Genomic DNA, 21,485 nt, shown 5'->3' with positions numbered 1-21,485 from the left:
GGTATGGTAAATAAAGAATTGCAAACAAATTTTATTGAATTGCTGAATGAACATCAAAATCTCATTCATAAGATTTGTCGTATTTATACAAACAATATGACAGATCACGATGATTTGTTTCAAGAAATTTCTATTCAGTTGTGGAAATCTTTTCCTCAATATAGAGGAGAGTCAAAATTTACTACTTGGGCGTATAGAGTTGCTTTGAATACGGCTATTTCACTTCACAGAAAGACACAAAATAATGTTTCTACTACCGATGCAGATTTGTCTTTTATCTATGTTTCTCAAGACGATTATGATTATGAAACCGAAGAACATTTAAAATTAATGTATCAGGCAATTCATACTTTTAGTAATGTGGATAAAGCATTGGTATTTATGTATTTAGAAGATAAATCTTATATGGAAATTGCCGAAACTTTAGGGATAAGTGAGATTAATGTGCGAGTGAAAATAAATAGAATAAAAACAAAATTGAAAAAAATATTAAATCCTTAGTGAGAGAGTTATGAATGAATTGGATATATTGAAAGATCATTGGAAAAAAACAACAAATTTTCCAAAGAAATCAAAAGAAGAATTGCAGAAAATCATACAAAGGCGTTCTTCAAATTTATTGAAATGGATTATAGGAATCAATATATTGGAATTTGCTTTCTTTTTAAGCTTGTCTTTTGTGGTTCCTCAGGACAATATTGACTTGCATTATCCATTTTTTGTTACCATCTTGTCGGCTATTTCATATACAATACCTGTGTATTTTATCTACAATTATATCGTATTGATACGAAAAATAAATGTAACACATGCTGTGTGTGAATTGATGAAAAATATATTGAAAACCAGAAAATTACTAAATCAATACATCATCGTTAATATCTCGTTGATGATTTTCTCTGCCTTATTTGGTGTGTATATCGGTGTTAATGAAAGTTCAGATTTTCCTGATAATTCAAATGAAATGTTGTTTGTGTTAGCCTTTGTGCTCATATTCATGACTATTATGATATTGATTATTTGGCTGTTTTACAAATTGATTTATGGATTCTTTTTAAAGCGTTTAGACAAAAATTATCAAGAGTTAAAAAATCAGGAATAATTGTAAAAATATTGATAATAGGTGGTAAAAAAAGTAGATTTTTATCAGCTATTTTTTATCTTTGTACATTGTACACTTTTGATAAAAAAAGTGTGTGCATTTCAAGTGAAATGTGTTGAAAATATATGATTAATAATCACAAAAAAAGTAAGTTATCAAAAAGTTTTTTAGAATATTATTCGGTTTGTTTGTAGGTTTTTCACTGTTTCTTATTCTCTTGACAGTGGTGCTTACTACACCGGCTATTCAGTCGGATATTGCTCAATTTGTTACGAAAAAAATCAATGAACGCTATGGAATCAACATCCAAATCAACAAAGTAGCCATCTTTGTCGATGGGACAGTGGTGCTCAAAAATGTAAACGTTTGGGATGATAGAGACAATACGTTTGTTCGTGTAGATAGACTCAATACTTTCATTATTGATTTTAAGAAAATGATGGATGGGAGCTTGTATTTTGGTGAGACTTCTCTAGAAAATGTAGAATTTAACATTCGTACTTATAAAAACGATACGACTTCCAATTTGGATAAATTTGTTGCAACATTTGACGATGGGAAAGAAGGTTCTGGTAAATTTTATATGTCTATAAAAAAATTACAAGCTAAAAACCTTGATTTTACAATCGTTGACGACAATAATGCTCAACCTGTTTCTGTGGCTCTTAATGATATCAACGGCGAATTGGAAAACTTTCTCATAAAAGGTTCAAAAATCAAAGGTGATGTTACATCTTTAGCAATGAAAACGCATTGGGGAATCGATGTAAAGAAAATGAAAGGTGCGTTTTTCATGAATCAAACTTCGATGAACCTTCAAGGTTTAGACTTAAAAACCAAAGAAAGTCATATTGTCGGAGATATTTTTATGGATTATGAAGAAGGTGGTTTAAAGGATTTTGTTCACGCAGTTGTTTTGAATGTAGATTTTAAAAATGCTAAAATTTCTACCAACGACATCAATAAATTTTACGGCGAATTTACTCCCAATCAAATGTTTTATGTAAAAGGAAAGGCCAACGGTACGCTCAATACTTTTGCAATCAATGATTTAGATCTTCGTACACAAAACGGAATGGAGTACGCAGGTCGTATTGCCTTTGAAAATTTGATGGACAAAGAGCATATCTTATTCGTACATACAGAGTTTGACAAATTGATTGCATCGAGAAATCAAGCTGTGCAGTTGTTGCCTAATGTGTTGGGAAATGCACTTCCGATAGACCTTGACAAATTAGAAACAATTAATGCTTTTGGAAATGTTTCGTATGGTAACGAACAAGTAATTGGAAACCTGAATATGCAATCGGGATTGGGTAATGCCGTTGCAGATTTTGATATCAATAAAGTGGCTCAACCTACACAAGCAACCTATATTGCTACGGTGAGATTGGATGGTTTTCATTTGGGTAAACTCATAGATAATCAACAATTTGGAGAGGCTAACTTAAACTTAAAAATTAATGGTAAAGGATTTACTTCTGAGAGTTTACAAACCGAAGTCGAAGGAGTAGTAGATTCGTTTCATTTCAATGGATATACCTATCGAGACATAACGCTAAATGGCGATTTAAAAGTACCTTACTATAAAGGATTTGTTCATTCAAATGATCCAAATGCAAGGTTTGACTTTGATGGAATTGTCGATTTTACAAAAAAAACACCTGCGTTTAATTTTACAGCAGATATTAAACATTTAGCCTTAAATAAACTTGGATTTATCAAAGATTCTATCGGAGATTTTCAAGGAATATTTCGATTGGAAGGGACAGGAAACTCATTGGAAGATTTCTTGGGAACATTGTATGTAGAAAATGCAGCCTACGAAACCGATGGTAAATCATATTCGTTTGAAAATTTTGAAATCATTTCGGTGAAAAATGGAGTAGAAAAACATTTTATAATCAATTCACCAGATATTGTAGATGGATATATCAAAGGAAATTTCAAATTTGATCAAATTAGTAAAATAGTAGAAAACGCTTTAGGTTCGCTTTATACACATTACAGTCCTAATCCATTAGCTCCAGGGCAATTTGTAGATTTTGATTTTACAATTAGTGATAAAATTGTCGAAATTTTATCTCCAAATATTTATGTAAGCAATCAATCGTACATCAAAGGGCATATCAATACAGACGAAGGAGATTTTAAATTGCAATTAAATTCGCCTTTAATTACTGTTTCAGGTAATCATTTTAAATCAATTGACTTACATGTTGATAACAAAGATTCGTTGCAAAATGCTTTTATAAAAATCGACACGATAAAATTGAAAGATTACGATATCAGTGATTTTCATTTGATTAATAATACTAGAAATGATTCCTTGTTTGTTTATACCGAATTTAAGGGAGGAAACGAAATGAAAGATCATTTCAATTTGAATTTTTATCATACCATCGAAGAAGGAAATGCTTCTGTATTGGGTATTCAACGCTCAGAAATCGTTTTTAAAGATTATGTGTGGTACATCAATGAGGAAAATCGTTCGGATGCCAATCGTATATTGTTCAACAAAAAATTTGACGATTTTCACATTCAGCCGATTACACTTTCACACAACGGACAAGAATTGACATTGGAAGGGGATATCAAAGGAGATGATTTTAAAGATTTACGACTTAATTTCAAAGAAGTAGAACTTGGGAAAGTTACCCCAGATATGGGAGAATCTATGGCATTGAATGGTTTTATCAATGGGTCGGCATCGTTCAAGCAAAACAAAGATATTTATCATCCATTGTCAAATATTACCATCAAGGATTTTGCGTTCAATAATATTTTGTTAGGAGATTTTGACTTGAATATCAAAGGAGATGATCGATTGAAAAAATTTGATGTCAATGCAAGTATTGTCAACGATTTTGTCGAAAGATTTTATGTAAGAGGAGACATCGCAATCGAACAAAATGCTACAAAACTCAATTTGGATGCAGGTTTAGACAATTTTACATTGGCACCATTGACACCGTTTTTATCTTCTGTTTTTAAAGACATTAGAGGAAATGCCTCAGGAAGGGTAACCGTATTGGGTACGGCAAAAGATCCAAAAATCAATGGTCGTTTACACCTAAAAGAAGCGGGAATGCGTCCTGTATTTACTGGAGTAGATTATGCGTTTGAAGAAAATGCCGTATTGGATTTGACAGAAAACAAATTCTTTTTAAACCGCATGAAAATAACCGATACCAAGCACAATACGCAGGGTGTGGTGAACGGTATGATTTCACATAATATGTTCAAAAATTGGGCATTGGATGTGAGTCTTTCTTCGTCAAATTTATTGGCATTAGATTCAGATTATGTAGAAGGAACGCCGTATTATGGTACTGCCTTTATCAATGGTAGTGCGTCTATAAAAGGTGCCATCGAAGCCCTGAATATCAAAGTAGATGTAACTTCAAATCCGGGTACGCATATCAAAATTCCTTTGGACGATGCAGGTGGATTGGGCGATAACAATTATGTACATTTCTTGACCAAAGAGGAAAAAGAGCGACGACTGAAAGGTATCACGACTACTGTGGTAAATAATCGTTTCAGCGGTATGCAATTGGATTTTGAGATGTATGTTACGCCAGATGCTGTGATTGAGATTTTGCTCGATCGCCATACCGACCACGGTATGAAAGGAAAAGGAGCAGGGTTTATCACAATGGCTATCAATACTTTGGGTAGTTTCAATATGTGGGGGGATTTTATGGTGTACGAAGGAGAGTACAACTTTAAGTATGAAAACATCATCAACAAAAAATTTGAAGTAGGTCGTTACGGAACCATTCGTTGGGATGGAGATCCTTTGGGAGCTATATTAGACTTGGAGGCGGTGTATAAAACACAAGCCAATCCGAGTGTTATTTTAGAAAATTCGGCGATTAATAGAAAAATTGATACAGAAGTTACCATTTCTCTGAACGGAAGTTTGAGTAATCCAGAAATCAATTTTGATATTAAATTTCCAAATGTAAATTCGGTGATCAAATCCGAAATCGACTATAAATTGGCAGATAAAGACACTCGTGAAATGCAGGCAATGGCGTTGTTGGCTACTGGTAGTTTCCTTACAGGACACAATGCTTCGACAGCGATGTACGGAAGTTTGTTTGAAAGAGCAGGAAGTTTGTTTGAAGATTTGTTTTCAGATGCCGATAGCAAATTCAAAATTGGTATGACCTATTCTCAGCGAGATGTAAGCCAGTATTCAGAGAACAATACAGGTCGAGTAGGATTGACCCTTTCTACCAATATTACCGATCGAATCTTAATCAATGGTAAATTGGGAGTACCAGTAGGAGGTGCAGAAGAAAATGCTATTGTAGGGGATGTCGAAGTACAATTGTTGCTGAATGAAGACGGAACATTAAAAGCTCGTGTGTTCAACAGAGAAAACAATATGTACTACCTTGGAGAAGGTGTAGGATATACGCAAGGAGCAGGTTTTACCTACGAAGTAGATTTTGATACATTCAAAGAATTGATGCAAAAAATCTTTTATGATGCCGAAAAACGAGCAAGAAAAAAAGAAGCCGAACAACAAAATCAAAATCAAACACACACGCCAGATTCGGATGACGATTACGGTGTAGAATTTTTAAAATACCAAGAACGCAATGAAGAGGAAGGCGAACAGTAGGGGCAAATAGCAATTTGTCTGAAAAATTTCGAAAGTTAATATTACCCATGAGCCAATTATTGTCAAACATACAAAGTCCAGATGATATAAAGCATTTTAGTATTGACCAATTGCAACAATTGGCTACAGAGATGCGTGAAGAAATCATTGATTTGGTAGCAACCAAAGAAGGACATTTAGGAGCGAGTTTGGGAGTAGTGGAGTTGACCATAGCTTTGCACAAAATATTTGATGCACCCAAAGATGCCATAGTATGGGATGTGGGACATCAAGCGTATGGTCATAAATTATTGACAGGAAGAAGAGAACAATTTCACACCAATCGTCAAAAAGGAGGAATAAGTGGATTTCCTAAAATTTCTGAGAGTGTTTATGACGTATTTGGCGTAGGGCATTCATCCACTTCGATATCGGCTGCATTAGGAATGGCATTGGCTGCAAAGTTACAAGGCGATAATGAAAGTGATTTTGTAGCGGTAATTGGTGATGCTTCCATTGTATCGGGAATGGCATTTGAGGCTTTGAATCACGCAGGAGCAACCGATGCCAATTTATTGATAATATTGAATGACAACGACATAGGAATCGATGCAAGTGTAGGAGCATTGAAAAAAAATTTTGCACTACATAGACAAAATCATCAACAGAAAAAAGACATTCCATCGTTGGCAAAAATGTTTAATTTCTCCTATACTTTTCTTGAAAAAGGTCATGATTTGGAGCAATTGACAACTGTATTATCTCAATTAAGACAACAAAAAGGATTGCGTTTTTTGCATGTAGTAACCACTAAAGGAAAGGGATTGAAATCCGCCGAAGATAATCAAGTATTGTATCACGCACCAGGAAAATTTGACAAACAAACTGGAGATATTATCATAAAGACATCCGAATTTGCAAAATATCAGCAAGTATTTGGTCAAACGATGGTGGAAATGGCAAGAACCAATCCAGCTATTTATGCCATTACACCAGCGATGCCTACTGGAAGTTCGTTGGTGGATATGATGAAAGAATTTCCTAAAAGAGCAATAGATGTGGGGATTGCCGAGCAACATGCGGTAACTCTTTCAGCAGGATTGGCATTGAGAGGGATGAAAGCGTATTGCTGTATTTATTCCACATTTTTGCAACGAGCATACGACCAAATTGTACACGATATAGCTTTACAAAATATACCTGTTGTTTTTTGTATCGACCGTGCGGGATTGGTGGGTGAGGACGGATCCACGCATCAAGGAGTATTTGACATTTCGTATCTCAATGCTTTGCCCAATATGACAATTTGGGCACCTAAAGATGCAAGTGATTTGCGAAAAGCCTTGTTTGCATCGCAATATTATAATGAATCACCGATAGCCATACGATACCCAAGAGGAGAATGCAATGAAAATCAATGGAAAAATATTCCCAATGAAAACTATGATTTTCCTCCGTATCAATGGATTTCATCAGGTGAAAAAATATTAATCATTTCTACTGGAACGATTTTTCAAGAAGTAGAAAAAGCCAAGCAAATCATCAATGGATCAATTGCTCATTTGCATATCAATCAAATCAAACCGTTTAATGAACGAAAATTAAAAGAAATTTTTTCACCCTTTCAGACAATTGTCACTGTTGAAGAAGGCGTTTTGATAGGAGGAATGGGGCATAGTTTGTCAAAAATTTCTCCTGAAAAAAAATGGATTCATTTAGGAGTCCCAGATATTTTTATTGAACATGCAACGGTGCAAGAACAATTGGAAGAATGTAAACTCGATGCAAAATCCATTGCAATCGAAATTGAAAGATATTTATGAAAATAAAATCATTGTTTTATTTCTTATTGATACTTGTTTTCAATCAAAATTTTGCTCAAGAAATCAAAAATGATTCTCTTGAAATACCTCGAAAGCAACTTTCGATTGACGAATTTTATCGCAATCATTTTTCTGTATTTGATACTTTAAAAGTGCATAATGACACTTTATTTGTTCGTCCTATAGTCGTTGAAAGAAAAACTTTTTTAACTAATACAGAAATTACTTCCAATCAAAGTGGTGGTTATAATAAAGTTACGCTCAATGAATATCAAGTAGTTGTCAAAGGGAAAAGCAATAAGTTGTCTTATTTTCAGACTCCTAAGATTTTACCTTTGGTTTATGACAATCGTCCAATGCCTACAGAAGATGTTCCTTTTGACTATTGGAGTGAGGAGCGATCTTTTACTAGTTATTGGAAATACAAAAACACGATAGGAATCGATATGAATCAAGGATCATTTGTCAATTGGAGTGCCGGTGGATACAATTCGATTTCGGGTATTATGAAAGGACATTTTCAAGCTTTGCACGAAAAAGGACGAATAATATGGCAAAACGATCTGAAAATCAATTATGGAGTCAATAAACAAGAAGAACGAGAAATGCGTAAAACGGAGGATGTTATCGCTTTAAACTCTACTTTTGGTTACCGAACTTCAGTCAATTCACGATGGTATTATTCTAGTAAAATGACTTTTAACTCTCAGGTAGCCAATGGATATGCCTATCCAAATATTACGGATAAAATTTCAACTTTTTTTGCACCTGCTTATTTGTTTTTGGGGATAGGAGCTGAGTACGCATCAAAGAATAATAAATTGCAATTATATACTTCACCTGCAACTTTAAAATCTACTTTCGTTCTGGATCAAACCTTGGCAAATAGTGGAGCATTTGGGGTAAAAGGAGCCGTTTATAACGAAGAAGGAGCGTTGCTTTCCAAAGGAAAAAGAAGTAAAAACGAATTAGGTATTTTATTGACTTCGCAATATAAAACGCCGTTGATGAAAAATGTTTTACTTGATACTAAGTGTACTTTATATACCGATTATTTACACAATTTCGGAAATATCGATATCGATTGGCATTTGTCTATAGAGATGAAAGTAAATAATTTTATCAAAGCTACACTATCTGGTCAATTGATTTACGACGATGACATTAAAAATAAACGAACAATAGGTGAAGAACAGATAACCGAAGGACCAAAACCACAAATCAAACAGTTATTGGGAGTAGGTATGGTGTTTAGTTTTTAAATTATAAATTATGGAAAAATTAATTCAATTGATTTGGGATTTTAGAGGAATGGATGCTCTGAAAACTGCTGAACATCAAGAAATTCATTTGAAAGAGTACATCCAAATTGAAAAATTGGATATTAAAACTACTGGTTTTCAAGCAATCAATGACGTTCATGCCATTACATATATAGTAGTAACAGCCGAACAAATGCGACAATTACGTGATGTATTGAAACCTCATAGAGGAGTGTATTGGGAAGATAAAAAATAACAATAAAGTGTAAAGGGAATTTGAAGGATAATCAAATTCCCTAATTTTTTAACTTATATGATTCCAAATGTTGTTTTTAGCATTCATTTGTTGTAAAGCCCAATTCAATGAAGCGTGATTTGGGTCTTGAAGTGTTAAATCTTTTTTCAAAATTTCGATAGCAACGGCTCGGGCAAGTTTTAGAATTTCTTGATCTTTTACTAAGTCGGCTATGCGTAAATTCATTGTACCACTTTGTTGTTTTCCCATCAAATCGCCTTGACCTCTGAGTTTTAAATCTACTTCCGAAATTTCAAAACCATCGTTGGTGCGAACCATCGTTTCCATACGAACTTTGGTGTCGTTACTCAACTTACTCCCCGTCATCAAAATGCAATAACTCTGCTCGGCACCACGCCCCACACGACCTCTCAGCTGATGCAATTGCGACAAACCAAATCGTTCGGCACTTTCAATAACCATTATCGAAGCGTTCGGTACATTTACCCCAACTTCTATCACGGTTGTTGCTACCATAATTTGAGTTTCGTTGCGTACAAATCGTTGCATTTCAAACTCTTTTTCCTGCGGAGTCATCTGTCCGTGTACGATACTTATCGCATATTCTGGCAATGGAAAAGCCTGAGAAATGATGTCAAAACCTTCCATTAGATTTTGATAATCCAGTTTTTCGCTTTCTTTGATGAGCGGATATACAATATAGGCCTGTCTACCTTTGGCAATTTCATCTCGGATAAATCTCCAAACCAATGCTCTTTTTTCCTCAAAAAAATGTCGTGTGTCGATAGGTTTTCTACCAGGTGGTAATTCGTCAATAATTGAAATATCCAAATCTCCGTACAAACTCATTGCCAATGTACGAGGAATAGGTGTTGCGGTCATCACCAAAATATGTGGTGGAATGTGGTTTTTTCGCCATAATTTTGAGCGTTGTTCTACCCCAAAACGATGCTGCTCGTCAATAATTGCCAATCCTAATTTATTGAAAACCACTTTATCTTCTAAAAGAGCGTGAGTTCCAATTAAAATTTGCAAACTTCCATCTTCCAACTGATTGTGGATTTCTCGGCGTTCTTTTGCCTTGGTCGATCCCATTAAAAGGGCAATTTTTACATTGATTTTATCGCCGTATTCTTTCAATCCTGCGTAATGCTGAGCTGCTAAAATTTCGGTTGGAGCCATCAAACACGCCTGAAAACCATTGTCGATTGCCATAAGCATCGTCATAAACGCTACGATGGTTTTTCCAGCACCTACATCACCTTGTAGCAAACGATTCATCTGCACTGGTTTTGCCAAGTCCGAACGAATTTCTCTCAACACGCGTTTTTGTGCATTGGTCAAGGGAAATTGTAAGTGATTTTGATAAAAATCATTAAACAAAGGACCTATTTTTTCAAAAGGCATTCCTTTGATTTTCTTTTTATTATCAATGTTTTTTGAAAGTAATTGTAGTTGTAAAAGAAACAATTCTTCAAATTTCAATCGAAATTGAGCCTTGCTAAGTAATTCGTTATTTTTAGGAAAATGCACATTGATAAAAGATTCTTTTTTAGGTAAAAGTTTTAGTTTATCAATTAGATATTCAGGAAATATTTCCACAAAAAAAGCATGAGTTTCTTGCAACACTTGTTCCATCATTTTTTGAATGGTACGGTTGGTAATTCCCCTTTGGGAAAGTTTTTCACTTGAAGAATACACAGGTTGTAAAGCCAATTTTTGTTGAGCTTTGTGATCTTCAAGAAATTCCATTTCGGGATGAGGCATCGAATAAACGCCATTGAAATAGTTCAATTTACCAAAAATCACATACGGCATATTGATTTGTAGTTTCTCTTTTACCCATTTAAAACCTTGAAACCAAACGAGTTCCATAGTTCGTTCGCCATCTGAAAATGTAGCAACGAGTCGTTTGCCTCTTTTTTGTTCCACAGTTTTTATGTGAATGATTTTCCCGATGATTTGCACTTCGGAAGTAATGGAAGGAGATAATTCTTTGATAGTGTAGTATTTGGTGCGGTCGAGATATTTGTACGGATAAAAATTGAGTAAATCTTGAAAGGTAAAAATTTGCAATTCTTTCTTGAGCAAGTCAGCCCTTTGTGCCACGCCTTTCAAAAACTCAATCGGAGTATGTAAAATATCTCGTGTTTGCATAGAATTTTTTGTTTAATGCCCATCGGGCGTTTCAAGTTTGATTTGTTTCATTTCTTTTTTGTTTCAAGTTTCAAAACCAGAAACCTGACACGAGGCAAAGCCGACTGAACGAAGTTAAACTTGTATCCTAAAACTTGAAACCTGAAAAATCTACAACATCAATGAAATCTCTTGTTTCAAACGATTTTTTGCAATTTGAATTACAGAGGAATTGTCTTTGTGTTGAAGTAAATTTCTTTGTAAATCAAAAGCAGTTTCAACTGTTGTTGGTAAACTATTCTTTAAAATCAGCTGAATAGAGGTGTTTTTGGCTGTGAGTATCAACGCCCAAGCCTCTTCGCTGATGTACAACTGTTGCGACAAATTAAAATCAAATTCTTGATCGATATGCTGTATCAAAAAATTGGCATAATCTCCTTTTTTAGAAGAAATAGGTTGCACTCTTTGAGCCAATTTGTTTACCTCAATTCTATCTAAAAATACCATCATTCTTTCATAAGCATTCAACACGGTAGTATTTGCTTTTTTTTGTGGGGCATTTTGCAAAGGAAAGCCTTGTTGTCTTTGTTTTTCCATCCATTGGTCTTTAGCAATTTGCTTGCGATTCATCAAATAAAACAAAACCACAATCAACAATAAAACAGCTGCGATAATACCAACATCTGCCCAATCTACTTTTTCTCCTGATATCATAAAATATTTCTTATAAAAATTAAAATCTATAACGAGCACCTATGTTTATATGTGGAAAAAAATGCTCGCTTCCCAAGTATGTTTCTGGTCTAAACTCTCCAAAAATTTGCAAAGGAGCTTTAAAATTGTGTTCAACTCCTACAATACCGTGAATACTTGGATAAACTTTTGATTCATTTTCAATTGTATTTCCAGAAGTCAATCCTCCTCCAGCACCTGCATACCAATAAAAATTGTTGTCCAAACTCCAATACCATTGGTAGGTACCATATATATTTACATATTTGTTTTCATCTATTTTCATAAATGCCACATTTACATCCAATCTATTTTCGTTGGATAAAACTCTTTGATATGAAATTTCTGGAATATATCCTAACATACTGATTTTTATACCAATTGCATTTTCAGTCAATTGACTTTTTTCTTGTGCAAAAGCAGTCAATGAAGAAACTATCAACATTGAAAGCATACATAATTTTTTCAACATACTATTTATTTTGTGCTAATACGCGAAATTATCTAAAAATCTGATGATTTCAAAATAAAAATAAAAATGTAAATTTGCAAAAAAGTCTTTAGTAGAAACTATGTATGCCATTTGTAATTTATCAATTGTAGCCTTGAGAGCAGAAGCCTCTGACAAAAGCGAAATGATTTCTCAAGTTTTGTTTGGAGAAGTTTTTGAAATTATAGAAAAACGCGAAAAATGGTCGTATATTCGTTTGCAAACCGATCAATATCATGGTTGGATCGATAATAAGCAGTATTTAGAAATTTCTGAACATAATTTTTATAGCATTAGTCATTTACCTAAAATTTTCAATTCAGGTTTTATTGAATATGTTTCCAATAACAAAAGAGCCTTGAGTGTTCCTTTAGGAGCAGAATTGTCTTTTATGCAAAACAAAGACTTAAATCCTGAACAATTTATTTTTGAAGGCGAACCTACAACTGGTATAAAAACGAGAGAACAATTGTTGCAAACAGCTTTTATGTATTTGGAAGCACCTTATTTGTGGGGAGGAAAAACCCCTTTTGGTATCGATTGTTCTGGTTTTACTCAAATGGTGTATCGCTTGTCTGGATATTTTATTCCTCGTGATGCTTGTGATCAAGCAAAAATAGGTGAGCCGTTGAGTTTTATCGAAGAAAGTGAAGTGGGGGATTTAGCCTTTTTTGACAATGAAGAAGGTAGAATTGTCCACGTGGGAATGATTATGCAAGACAATCATATTATTCATGCACATGGAAAAGTAAGAATAGACCGTTTGGATCATTTAGGAATATTGAATGTAGATTCGGGAAGACATACTCACAAATTGCGTGTTATAAAAAAAATCATTTAACAACAGTTAAATGATTTTTTATTCTTTCAATATCCTTTGTGTCAGAGCTTTTTAGCCCTAAGTAATTTTACTTTTACATTGTTGAGCGGTTCGTCGATGATGTCGGCAATTTCTTGATATGATTTTTCGTGAAAATACCTCAATTCGATAATTTGCTGATATTGTGGTTTTAATTCTTTGATATGCTGCTTTAATTCTGCTAATTTTTGTTCGTAAATCAATTCGTCTTCGATACAATCATCAGATTCAGCAAAATTTATCAAAACATTGTCTTCGTTTTCAATTTCGATAAATGATTCTTTTTCTTTTCGCTTCAAACTGTCAATGTAGAAATTTTTGGCAATGGTAATCAACCAAGTACTAAACTTATATTCAGACTTGTAGGTGTTCAGTTTTTCAAAAGCTTTTTCAAAAGCCAGCATAGAAATATCGTGAGCTTCCTCCTCATTCATGGATTTTTTTAGAATATAAAGATAGACCTCTTTATAGTATAATTCGTGAATTTTGGTGTATGCTGTTTGATCTCCTTTTAGAGCATCTGAAATTAAATGTAAAATATTGTTTTTCATTCTTGCTTATTTCTTTAATGTATAAGGAAACCATTTGATATTGCCTATCAACCAAGAAATTTCAAAAAAAGGATACCATATTTTTAAATCTTTTTGATTAATTTTGTTGAAATATATGGAAAAATACATCCATCTGATTGCCCAAAATGCTACAAAACAACTCGCAATTTCGATAATATATTGAGGAAATAGCAAAATTGCAATCGGTGTTACAAGATACGACAATATTATCGAATTTAAATGTAAAAAGCTAAAAATATTTGTTCCCCACGATTGTCGGTTCTTTTGAAAATATTGTTGTTTCTTTTGAAAATTCCACTCTTTTCTATTTTTTGGTGCGGGGGTTTCTAGGGAAACAATAGGCAATTCACACCAAAAAGTATTTGATTTTTGCGCAAATTCTGGGAAAAGTAACTCATTTCCTAAATATTCTCTTGTTTTCAAATCGATGTTGCTATATTTATCGTAAATGTTTTCGATTTGAAATCCAAGGTTTTGTGGATACAAACTAAATGGATTACAAATTCTTGAAAAGGAAAGATTTTGTATCCATTCCCATTGTTGTTGAAAACGCAACCATTTGTTGAATATTCCCTTTTCTTTTTTCCAATGACTCATACCGATGACCACATTTTTTTTCATGGTAAAATTGGCACTCATTTGCCATATCCATTGATCGGATGTGATAGTTTGGTCACTGTCTATCAGTAAAATATGTTTGTTGTTTGCTGCTTTTACCGCTATTCCAGTAATGTATGATTTGCTGCAATTATACAAAGTGTCGTTGGTAAGATTTGCCAAACGAACATTTTCGTACATAACGGCAAATTCACGGCACACTTGAATCATCTCTTCTGATATCGTGTGCATAACAAGGACAATTTCAAAATTGTGGTATTGCTGAGTTTCCAATTGAGACATCAATCGGATAAAGGTATTCTTGTTGTTTTTTACATACACCAATACCGAAATAGGAATGCGTTTGGGAGGTAAGGCTTTCTTTTTTGTAAAGACAGTTTTGCCAAATACAATGCAAAAAAACAGTATTTGTAGTAGCGTAATTCCGATAAAAATATATAAAAAGTAGTTTTGTATCATACACAAAAACTGAATATTAGATAATGTTTACTTCGGGTTCGATGGTAATTTGAAATTTTTCAAACACGCGATTTTGTACTTCATAAGCAACTTCCAAAATGTCATTTCCAGTAGCGTTTCCATAGTTGACCAACACCAAGGCTTGTTTTGTATGCACCCCTGCATCGCCTTTGCGGTAGCCTTTCATTCCAGCTTGTTCGATAAGCCAACCCGCAGGAATTTTGATGTGAAGTTTATCTACAATATAATGCGGTGCTTCTGGATTTTGAGCGATAAATTGCTCAAATCGCTCTTTACCAATTACTGGATTTTTGAAAAAACTTCCACCGTTTCCAATTTCTCTCGGATTAGGCAATTTTGAATTTCTAATTGCAATTACCGCATTGCTAATGTCTTTTATCGTCGGTTGAGAAATGTTGTTTTTTTGCAATTCGCTTTCAATCACACCATACGAAGTTTTCAATTGATGGGGAGCTTTTTTCAAGCGAAAAGAAACCGCTGTTAGGACAAATTTTCCCTTTTGTTCATTTTTGAAAATCGAATCTCTGTAACCAAATTTACAATCTTCGTTTGTAAAAATGTGTTTTTGTAAAGTGTAGATATTTAAGGATTCTACAGTAGTGATGACATCTTTTACTTCCACGCCATATGCACCAATATTTTGAATCGGACACGAACCCACATTACCAGGGATGAGCGATAAATTTTCCAATCCCCCCCAATTGTTTTCGATGCTGTGCAAAACGAAATCGTGCCAGTTTTCACCAGCCAACACTCGTACTACGACTTCATTGTCGTTTTCCTCAACGATTTCGATACCTTTCAAGTTGATTTTCAATATCCAAGCATCGATATTTTTGGTAATGAGTATATTGCTACCGCCATTTAGAATCAAAAACTCTTTATTTTTAGGCTTGTTTTCAAAGAAAGCAATGATGTCTTCCTCAGTATTTGCTTCTACCAAATGCTTTGCATAGGCATCTATACCAAAGGTGTTGTATTTTTTTAGTGAAATAGGGTAGTGGGTCATAGGGTTTTTATTTTATCTCAAAAATCTCGTAATCCAAATCGGTAGATTGTACAATTTCTTCGGTGCGGTCTAAATGGGTGTCGGTGATAAACAACTGCCCAAATCGCTCTTGATTGACCATTTGAATGATTTGTTGTACTCGCGAACTGTCCAATTTATCGAATATGTCATCAAAAAGCAAAATTGGCAATATTCCGCTTTGTTTTTTCAAAAAGTCGAATTGAGCCAATTTCAACGCAATCAAAAAAGATTTTTGCTGTCCTTGCGAACCAAACTTTTTTATTGGATAACCGTTGATTTCAAATACCAAATCGTCTTTGTGAATACCTTGACTAGTGTATTGCAAGGCTCGGTCTTTGGATAAATACAGTGCCAATAAATCACTCATCGAATCTGTATGTAACGCACTTTCGTATCGTATCGAAACCTGCTCGAGATTGCCTGAAATTTGTTGATAATATTCCAAAAAAACTTGAGAAAATTCATCTAAAAAAATCTTTCGCTTATTGTGAATATGTTCGGCTAAAGGTATTAGTTGCTGGTTGTAAATTTCCAATGTTGATAAATCAAATGAATTGGAAAGATAAAAATTTTTCAACAAGGCGTTTCGCTGAGAAATGATTTTTTGATATGTAATTAATTGTTGTAAATATACGCTATCTTGTTGAGAAATAACTGAATCAATAAATTTTCTTCGTGTTTCACTACCTTCCAAAATCAAATCCTGATCAGCAGGAGAGATTATCACCAAGGGAATCAAACCGATGTGTTCGGAAAATTTGGTATATGCCTTTCCGTTGCGTTTTAGGTTCTTTTTATTGCCTTTTTTTATACTGCAAACAATGTGTTCGTTTGCATCGTTTTTTACAAAATGTCCGTCCAATAAAAAGAAATCTTCTTCGTGTTTTATGTTTTGCTGAGCAACACTATTGAAATAACTCTTACCTTGTGAAAGATAGTAAATAGCATCGAGAATGTTGGTTTTTCCCATACCGTTTTTTCCCACAAAACAATTGATTTTCTTAGGAAAAGAAAACGATTTTTGTGAGATGTTTTTAAAATTTACAATATGTAGCCCGTTTAAATACATTTTATTTTATTCAAAGATGCAAATTTCTGAAAAATATTCTTAAAATAAACTTTATTGTATTGAGAAAAATTTTATTTTTGCAATTCAAAAAAATAATTGATTATGGCAACTTATAATAAAAGAGGATACAAACAGCCAAAACCAAAGGCAGAAAAAGAAGAATTATTAGAAGAACAAGTGAGAATAAATGAGCAAGATAGCGAAACAGCTGAAGTGTTTAATACTTTAGACGACAATGCATCAAAAGTAGGAGGATGGTTTTCAAGAAATTCTAAAGCTATTTTTTATGGTATTGGTGGTGTAGCGTTGGTTGCAGCTGGATGGGCTGGATACAATGCTTTTGTTGTAGAGCCGAAACAAGAAGAAGCTGCTAATGAATTGTTTCAAGCTCAAAATTATTTTGCAGAAGCGTTGAATTCTCAATCTGCGGATTCATTGTACAACTTGGTGTTGAAAGGTGGTGAAGGAAAAATGGGAGTTTTGAATGTAATTGATTCATATAAAGGTACTGACGCTGAAAATTTGGCTCAATACTACGCTGGAACTTCATATTACAAATTGAAAGATTACAAAAAAGCAATCGAACATTTGAGTAATTTCCAAGCAGATGATGAAATCACAAAATCAATGTCTTTGGGAATGATTGGGGATGCATTTTCTGAATTGAAACAATATGATAATGCCTTGGAATACTATACAAAAGCAGCTGGAATTTCTAGAAATTCATACACAGCACCTCGTTGGGCATTCAAAGCAGGTATCGTAGCGTTGGAATTGAACAAAAAAGCCGAGGCATTGAAATTTTTTACAGATATCGAAGAAAATTACAAATCGTCTGTAGAAGCAATGAATATCGATGTATATATAGGATTGGCACAATAATACCGTAGGGGCGAATAATTATTCGCCCTTTTTTGATTTATCAAAATAGAATAACCATTCACCCTTTTTATCAATTTTTTTAATTTATTTCCTCATGGCAACAGCAAATAAAAATTTATCAAATTACGACAAAAACCAATTAATCAACGCCAAAGATTTGAAGTTTGGTGTGGTAGTTTCGGAATGGAATGACGAAATTACCAATGGTTTATACAATGGAGTTTTAGAAACTTTGTTGGATTGTGGTGCTACGACAGATAACATCATCAAATGGGATGTGCCAGGTAGTTTTGAATTGATTTTTGGTTGTAAAAAAATGCACGAAACCTACCAATTGGATTGTGTGATTGCAATCGGTTGTGTAATTGAAGGCGAAACCAAACATTTTGACTTTGTATGTGAGGGAGTTACACAAGGAATCAAAGATTTGAACATCAAATACGATATTCCTACAATTTTCTGTGTATTGACGGATAAAAATATACAACAATCAAGAGATAGAAGTGGTGGAGCTCACGGAAATAAAGGAGTAGAAGCCGCAGTTGCTGCTTTGAAGATGATAGCGTTGAATCAATGATAAAAAACGAGGCAATTGCCTCGTTTTTTATTTCAACAAATTTCCTACATTTTTTCCAATGTTTTGAGCAATTTTTGCTGTTGGTAAATCATCTGTCCCTCCGTTGAATGGATCTTCGATTTCTTCGGCAATCAATTCGATACTCAAAAGCACATAAAAAATAAACATTACCAAGGGTACAATAAAATATCCTGCAGAAAACACATAACCGATGGGTAGTGTAACTACATAAATAAATATAAACTTTTTGATAAACAATGCGTAGGCAATCGGGATGGGTGTATTTTTGATGCGTTCACAAGCACCTGCCACATCGAGAAAACCGTTTAAATTGTTGTTGATGTTGATTTTGTCTTCTGCTGATAATATACCTTCTTTGCTCATTTCTTGCAGTTTAGTATACATTTCACTTACCACTTTTGTAGGCGGATGTTGTGCTTTTAAATAAGCATCGTACTCTGGATGTTCGTCTTCGTCGAGCATGTATTTGGTCGATTCGTTGGTCAAATGTGTATGCAAAACCTTGGCAAACAATTTTATTCTATTGGCAAAAAACTCTTTAATATCTGTGCGATTTTCTGGAACTACAACGGTCAATTTCATAGCTAGATTGCGAGAATCATTTACCAATTTTCCCCACATTTTTCTACCTTCCCACCAACGGTCGTATGCTGTATTGGTACGGAATACAAGCAACAACGACAACACAAAACCAATCGATGTGTGCATAATGGAAATGTTTTTCAACACCGAAGTCTGATTGAGTTGAAGGTAATCTATTTCGATATAGGCAATGATTGTAGAAAATACTCCTATGAGCAACATACTTGGCCACAGGCTACGCATGGTATCTGATTTGTGAATGGTAAAAATAAATTTAAACCAATCTTTTGCATTGTAAACTTTCATTATTTTATTCCTAATTCTATAACTTCAAAATTTTCTATTTTTCCTTGATTGATTTCAAATCGGAACATGGTTCGCACTTTGTGATGTCCGTAAATCCCCACAGCACCAGGGTTGGCATACAAACACTGCATACTGGCATCGTATTGCACTTTGGCAATATGCGAATGTCCGCACACAAAAAGTTGAGGTTTTATAGTCTGTAATTTCTTTTTCAATGTTGCGGTATATCTTCCAGGGTTGGCTCCGATGTGTGTCATGAAAATTTTTACACCTTCTCGTTCAAAAATTTCATCTTTTTTAAAAACAGCTCGAGCCAAATGATCGTCGATATTTCCATAAACAGCCACCAATGGTTTGATATTTTGCAAGGCATCGGTAACTTCGAGCGAACCTATATCGCCTGCGTGCCAGATTTCATCAACGGTGGTTGCGTAGTGCAAAATTCGCTCGTCGATGTAGCTATGTGTATCGGATAGTAATAGTATTTTCATTCTCTTTTCAATAAAACATTAGCACATTGCAAGGCACATTTTTCTCCGTCGATAGCGGCGGAAACGATTCCTCCTGCGTATCCTGCACCTTCGCCACACGGATACAAACCTTCGATGCAGATATGTTGCAAGGATTGCTCATCTCGAGGTATACGAACTGGCGATGAGGTTCTACTTTCGGGGGCGTGAAGTATGGCTTCATTGGTAAAATAACCTTTCATACTTTTTCCAAATTCTACAAAGCCTTGGCGCATGGTTTTGGTGAGAAAACCTGGAAATAAATCACCTAATTCTACCGAAGTTGTACCTGGTACATACGATGTTTTGGGAATAGATGATGAAATTTTTTTGTTGCTAAAATCTACCATGCGTTGAGCCGGTGCTTTTTGGGTTTGATTTGCCAATTGAAAAGCTCTTTGTTCGATTTCTTTTTGAAATTGTACTCCAGCCAATGCTCCATATTTTTTGTATGGGGCAAAATCTTCCAATCGCAATTCCACCACAATTCCTGAGTTTGCCGTAGGTTGATTGCGTTTTGATGGCGACCAACCGTTAGTAACGATTTCTCCAGGAGCCGTAGCACACGGAGCAATGACTCCGCCTGGACACATGCAAAACGAATACATACCTCTTCCATTGACTTGTTTTACAATAGAATAGGGAGCCGGTGGAAGAAATTCACCTCGGTAATCACACGAATATTGAATTTGGTCTATCAAAGATTGTGGATGTTCTGCACGAACGCCCAAAGCAAAAGGTTTGGCTTCGATTTCGATTTCTTTTTTATCCAACAATTCAAAAATATCTCTGGCAGAATGTCCAGTTGCCAAAATTACTTGCGATGCATTGATAATTGTTTGATTATTTATCTCAACACCTACAACTTTTCCAGATTTGATGATAATATCTGTCAATTTGTGTTCAAAAAGTACTTCACCGCCACATTCGATGATTTTATGACGCATATCTTCCATGATTTTTGGCAATTTGTTGGTTCCGATATGCGGATGAGCATCGATTACAATTTCTTCCGAAGCACCAAAAAACACCAAAACCTCTAAAATTCTTTGTACATCACCTCGTTTTTTTGAGCGAGTGTAGAGTTTTCCGTCCGAATAAGTTCCTGCACCTCCTTCACCAAAACAATAGTTGGAATCTGGGTGTACGATATGCTCTATATTCAAGGCTTTCAAATCACGACGACGGGCTTTTACATCTTTACCTCTTTCAATCACAATAGGTCGAATGCCCAACTCAATCAACTGCAATGCGGCGAAATATCCTGCGGGACCTGCACCTACAACGATTACTTCGGGTGCATTTTTTACATATTGATAATCTGGGGTAAAATGAGGCGTACGCACAATAGGTTCGCCTTGAAAAAAGATTTCTAATTTCAAGTTGATTTTTACTTGTCTTTGACGTGCATCTATCGAGCGTTTTACTAGTTGAATGTGTTGAATATCCGTTTTTTTAACCTTCAAAAAATTGGCAACAAACGATAGTAACTGTTTTTCTTGAAAGGCGATTTCTGGATTTACGCGAATTTGAATGATTTCAGACATATTTCTAAATGATACGA

The 21,485-nt window shown here is 34.5% G+C and carries 19 protein-coding genes; 9 read left to right on the top strand and 10 right to left on the bottom strand.

The window, feature by feature from the left end; translation table 11 throughout:
- The first annotated feature begins 3 nt into the window (after window positions 1-3).
- From AB4865_RS09815 to AB4865_RS09790, 6 genes are all read left to right on the top strand, one after another.
- On the top strand, window positions 4-501 hold the full coding sequence (locus AB4865_RS09815; RefSeq protein WP_372473082.1) for an RNA polymerase sigma factor: 498 nt from the start codon (window positions 4-6) through the stop codon (window positions 499-501).
- Window positions 502-511: 10 nt separating this feature from the next.
- Window positions 512-1,102: a hypothetical protein gene (locus AB4865_RS09810; RefSeq protein WP_372473081.1), complete on the top strand. Its 591-nt coding sequence runs from the start codon at window positions 512-514 to the stop codon at window positions 1,100-1,102.
- A gap of 184 nt (window positions 1,103-1,286) precedes the next feature.
- A complete protein-coding gene (locus AB4865_RS09805) occupies window positions 1,287-5,738 on the top strand; it encodes a translocation/assembly module TamB domain-containing protein (protein ID WP_372473080.1) in 4,452 nt (1,483 codons plus the stop codon).
- A 47-nt stretch (window positions 5,739-5,785) separates the two neighbouring features.
- The gene (locus tag AB4865_RS09800) at window positions 5,786-7,540 is read left to right on the top strand and encodes a 1-deoxy-D-xylulose-5-phosphate synthase (RefSeq protein ID WP_372473079.1); all 1,755 of its coding nucleotides are present in this window, start codon (window positions 5,786-5,788) and stop codon (window positions 7,538-7,540) included.
- Window positions 7,537-8,802, top strand: a complete 1,266-nt coding sequence (locus AB4865_RS09795; RefSeq protein WP_372473078.1) for a DUF3078 domain-containing protein — start codon at window positions 7,537-7,539, stop codon at window positions 8,800-8,802. The genes AB4865_RS09800 and AB4865_RS09795 overlap by 4 nt, the downstream gene beginning before the upstream one ends.
- A gap of 10 nt (window positions 8,803-8,812) precedes the next feature.
- Window positions 8,813-9,058 (top strand): hypothetical protein, encoded by a 246-nt coding sequence (locus tag AB4865_RS09790; protein WP_372473077.1) that lies wholly within the window; start codon window positions 8,813-8,815, stop codon window positions 9,056-9,058.
- Window positions 9,059-9,106: 48 nt separating this feature from the next.
- Here the strand turns inward: AB4865_RS09790 and recG are convergent, their stop codons facing one another.
- The 3 genes from recG to AB4865_RS09775 form a co-directional block, all read right to left on the bottom strand.
- The gene (gene recG / locus AB4865_RS09785) at window positions 9,107-11,215 is read right to left on the bottom strand and encodes an ATP-dependent DNA helicase RecG (protein WP_372473076.1); all 2,109 of its coding nucleotides are present in this window, start codon (window positions 11,213-11,215) and stop codon (window positions 9,107-9,109) included.
- Between the two features lie 150 nt (window positions 11,216-11,365).
- Entirely contained in the window at window positions 11,366-11,908 is a 543-nt protein-coding gene (locus AB4865_RS09780) for a hypothetical protein (protein ID WP_372473075.1), read from the bottom strand.
- A 19-nt stretch (window positions 11,909-11,927) separates the two neighbouring features.
- Entirely contained in the window at window positions 11,928-12,398 is a 471-nt protein-coding gene (locus AB4865_RS09775; RefSeq protein ID WP_372473074.1) for a hypothetical protein, read from the bottom strand.
- A gap of 100 nt (window positions 12,399-12,498) precedes the next feature.
- Between AB4865_RS09775 and AB4865_RS09770 the strand changes: the two genes are divergently transcribed.
- A complete protein-coding gene (locus AB4865_RS09770) occupies window positions 12,499-13,257 on the top strand; it encodes an NlpC/P60 family protein (protein ID WP_372473073.1) in 759 nt (252 codons plus the stop codon).
- Between the two features lie 41 nt (window positions 13,258-13,298).
- Here the strand turns inward: AB4865_RS09770 and AB4865_RS09765 are convergent, their stop codons facing one another.
- Genes AB4865_RS09765 through AB4865_RS09750 form a run of 4 tightly spaced genes read right to left on the bottom strand, consistent with a single transcriptional unit; the run spans window position 13,299 to window position 17,044 of the window.
- A complete protein-coding gene (locus AB4865_RS09765) occupies window positions 13,299-13,826 on the bottom strand; it encodes an RNA polymerase sigma factor (protein WP_372473072.1) in 528 nt (175 codons plus the stop codon).
- 6 nt (window positions 13,827-13,832) lie between these two features.
- Entirely contained in the window at window positions 13,833-14,924 is a 1,092-nt protein-coding gene (locus tag AB4865_RS09760; RefSeq protein WP_372473071.1) for a glycosyltransferase family 2 protein, read from the bottom strand.
- Between the two features lie 16 nt (window positions 14,925-14,940).
- Window positions 14,941-15,954 carry a UDP-N-acetylmuramate dehydrogenase gene (murB, locus tag AB4865_RS09755; RefSeq protein WP_372473070.1) on the bottom strand — a complete coding sequence of 338 codons (1,014 nt, stop codon included), beginning with the start codon at window positions 15,952-15,954 and terminating at the stop codon, window positions 14,941-14,943.
- Window positions 15,955-15,961: 7 nt separating this feature from the next.
- On the bottom strand, window positions 15,962-17,044 hold the full coding sequence (locus AB4865_RS09750; protein ID WP_372473069.1) for a DNA replication/repair protein RecF: 1,083 nt from the start codon (window positions 17,042-17,044) through the stop codon (window positions 15,962-15,964).
- 102 nt (window positions 17,045-17,146) lie between these two features.
- Between AB4865_RS09750 and AB4865_RS09745 the strand changes: the two genes are divergently transcribed.
- Complete coding sequence (locus AB4865_RS09745) at window positions 17,147-17,926, top strand: tetratricopeptide repeat protein (RefSeq protein WP_372473068.1); 780 nt, start codon at window positions 17,147-17,149, stop codon at window positions 17,924-17,926.
- A 94-nt stretch (window positions 17,927-18,020) separates the two neighbouring features.
- A complete protein-coding gene (ribH, locus tag AB4865_RS09740) occupies window positions 18,021-18,503 on the top strand; it encodes a 6,7-dimethyl-8-ribityllumazine synthase (RefSeq protein WP_372473067.1) in 483 nt (160 codons plus the stop codon).
- 27 nt (window positions 18,504-18,530) lie between these two features.
- Here the strand turns inward: ribH and AB4865_RS09735 are convergent, their stop codons facing one another.
- From AB4865_RS09735 to AB4865_RS09725, 3 genes are read right to left on the bottom strand one after another with little or no spacing between them, the layout of a single operon-like run.
- Window positions 18,531-19,412 (bottom strand): bestrophin family protein, encoded by an 882-nt coding sequence (locus AB4865_RS09735; protein WP_372473066.1) that lies wholly within the window; start codon window positions 19,410-19,412, stop codon window positions 18,531-18,533.
- A complete protein-coding gene (locus AB4865_RS09730) occupies window positions 19,412-19,903 on the bottom strand; it encodes a metallophosphoesterase (RefSeq protein ID WP_372473065.1) in 492 nt (163 codons plus the stop codon). Before AB4865_RS09730 ends, AB4865_RS09735 begins: the two co-directional genes overlap by 1 nt.
- The gene (locus tag AB4865_RS09725) at window positions 19,900-21,468 is read right to left on the bottom strand and encodes an FAD-dependent protein (RefSeq protein WP_372473064.1); all 1,569 of its coding nucleotides are present in this window, start codon (window positions 21,466-21,468) and stop codon (window positions 19,900-19,902) included. Before AB4865_RS09725 ends, AB4865_RS09730 begins: the two co-directional genes overlap by 4 nt.
- Between the last annotated feature and the right edge of the window lie 17 nt (window positions 21,469-21,485).

The organism is Capnocytophaga sp. ARDL2 (assembly GCF_041530365.1).
Lineage (GTDB): Bacteria > Bacteroidota > Bacteroidia > Flavobacteriales > Flavobacteriaceae > Flavobacterium.
This window is presented reverse-complemented; position numbering and strand designations above follow the sequence as displayed.

Coding starts and splice junctions, on each gene's coding strand:
- AB4865_RS09815 (WP_372473082.1), top strand. CDS start 4: ATGGTAAATAAAGAATTGCAAACAAATTTTATTGAATTGCTGAATGAA.
- AB4865_RS09810 (WP_372473081.1), top strand. CDS start 512: ATGAATGAATTGGATATATTGAAAGATCATTGGAAAAAAACAACAAAT.
- AB4865_RS09800 (WP_372473079.1), top strand. CDS start 5,786: ATGAGCCAATTATTGTCAAACATACAAAGTCCAGATGATATAAAGCAT.
- AB4865_RS09795 (WP_372473078.1), top strand. CDS start 7,537: ATGAAAATAAAATCATTGTTTTATTTCTTATTGATACTTGTTTTCAAT.
- AB4865_RS09790 (WP_372473077.1), top strand. CDS start 8,813: ATGGAAAAATTAATTCAATTGATTTGGGATTTTAGAGGAATGGATGCT.
- recG (WP_372473076.1), bottom strand. CDS start 11,215: ATGCAAACACGAGATATTTTACATACTCCGATTGAGTTTTTGAAAGGC.
- AB4865_RS09780 (WP_372473075.1), bottom strand. CDS start 11,908: ATGATATCAGGAGAAAAAGTAGATTGGGCAGATGTTGGTATTATCGCA.
- AB4865_RS09775 (WP_372473074.1), bottom strand. CDS start 12,398: ATGTTGAAAAAATTATGTATGCTTTCAATGTTGATAGTTTCTTCATTG.
- AB4865_RS09770 (WP_372473073.1), top strand. CDS start 12,499: ATGTATGCCATTTGTAATTTATCAATTGTAGCCTTGAGAGCAGAAGCC.
- AB4865_RS09765 (WP_372473072.1), bottom strand. CDS start 13,826: ATGAAAAACAATATTTTACATTTAATTTCAGATGCTCTAAAAGGAGAT.
- AB4865_RS09760 (WP_372473071.1), bottom strand. CDS start 14,924: ATGATACAAAACTACTTTTTATATATTTTTATCGGAATTACGCTACTA.
- murB (WP_372473070.1), bottom strand. CDS start 15,954: ATGACCCACTACCCTATTTCACTAAAAAAATACAACACCTTTGGTATA.
- AB4865_RS09750 (WP_372473069.1), bottom strand. CDS start 17,044: ATGTATTTAAACGGGCTACATATTGTAAATTTTAAAAACATCTCACAA.
- AB4865_RS09745 (WP_372473068.1), top strand. CDS start 17,147: ATGGCAACTTATAATAAAAGAGGATACAAACAGCCAAAACCAAAGGCA.
- ribH (WP_372473067.1), top strand. CDS start 18,021: ATGGCAACAGCAAATAAAAATTTATCAAATTACGACAAAAACCAATTA.
- AB4865_RS09735 (WP_372473066.1), bottom strand. CDS start 19,412: ATGAAAGTTTACAATGCAAAAGATTGGTTTAAATTTATTTTTACCATT.
- AB4865_RS09730 (WP_372473065.1), bottom strand. CDS start 19,903: ATGAAAATACTATTACTATCCGATACACATAGCTACATCGACGAGCGA.
- AB4865_RS09725 (WP_372473064.1), bottom strand. CDS start 21,468: ATGTCTGAAATCATTCAAATTCGCGTAAATCCAGAAATCGCCTTTCAA.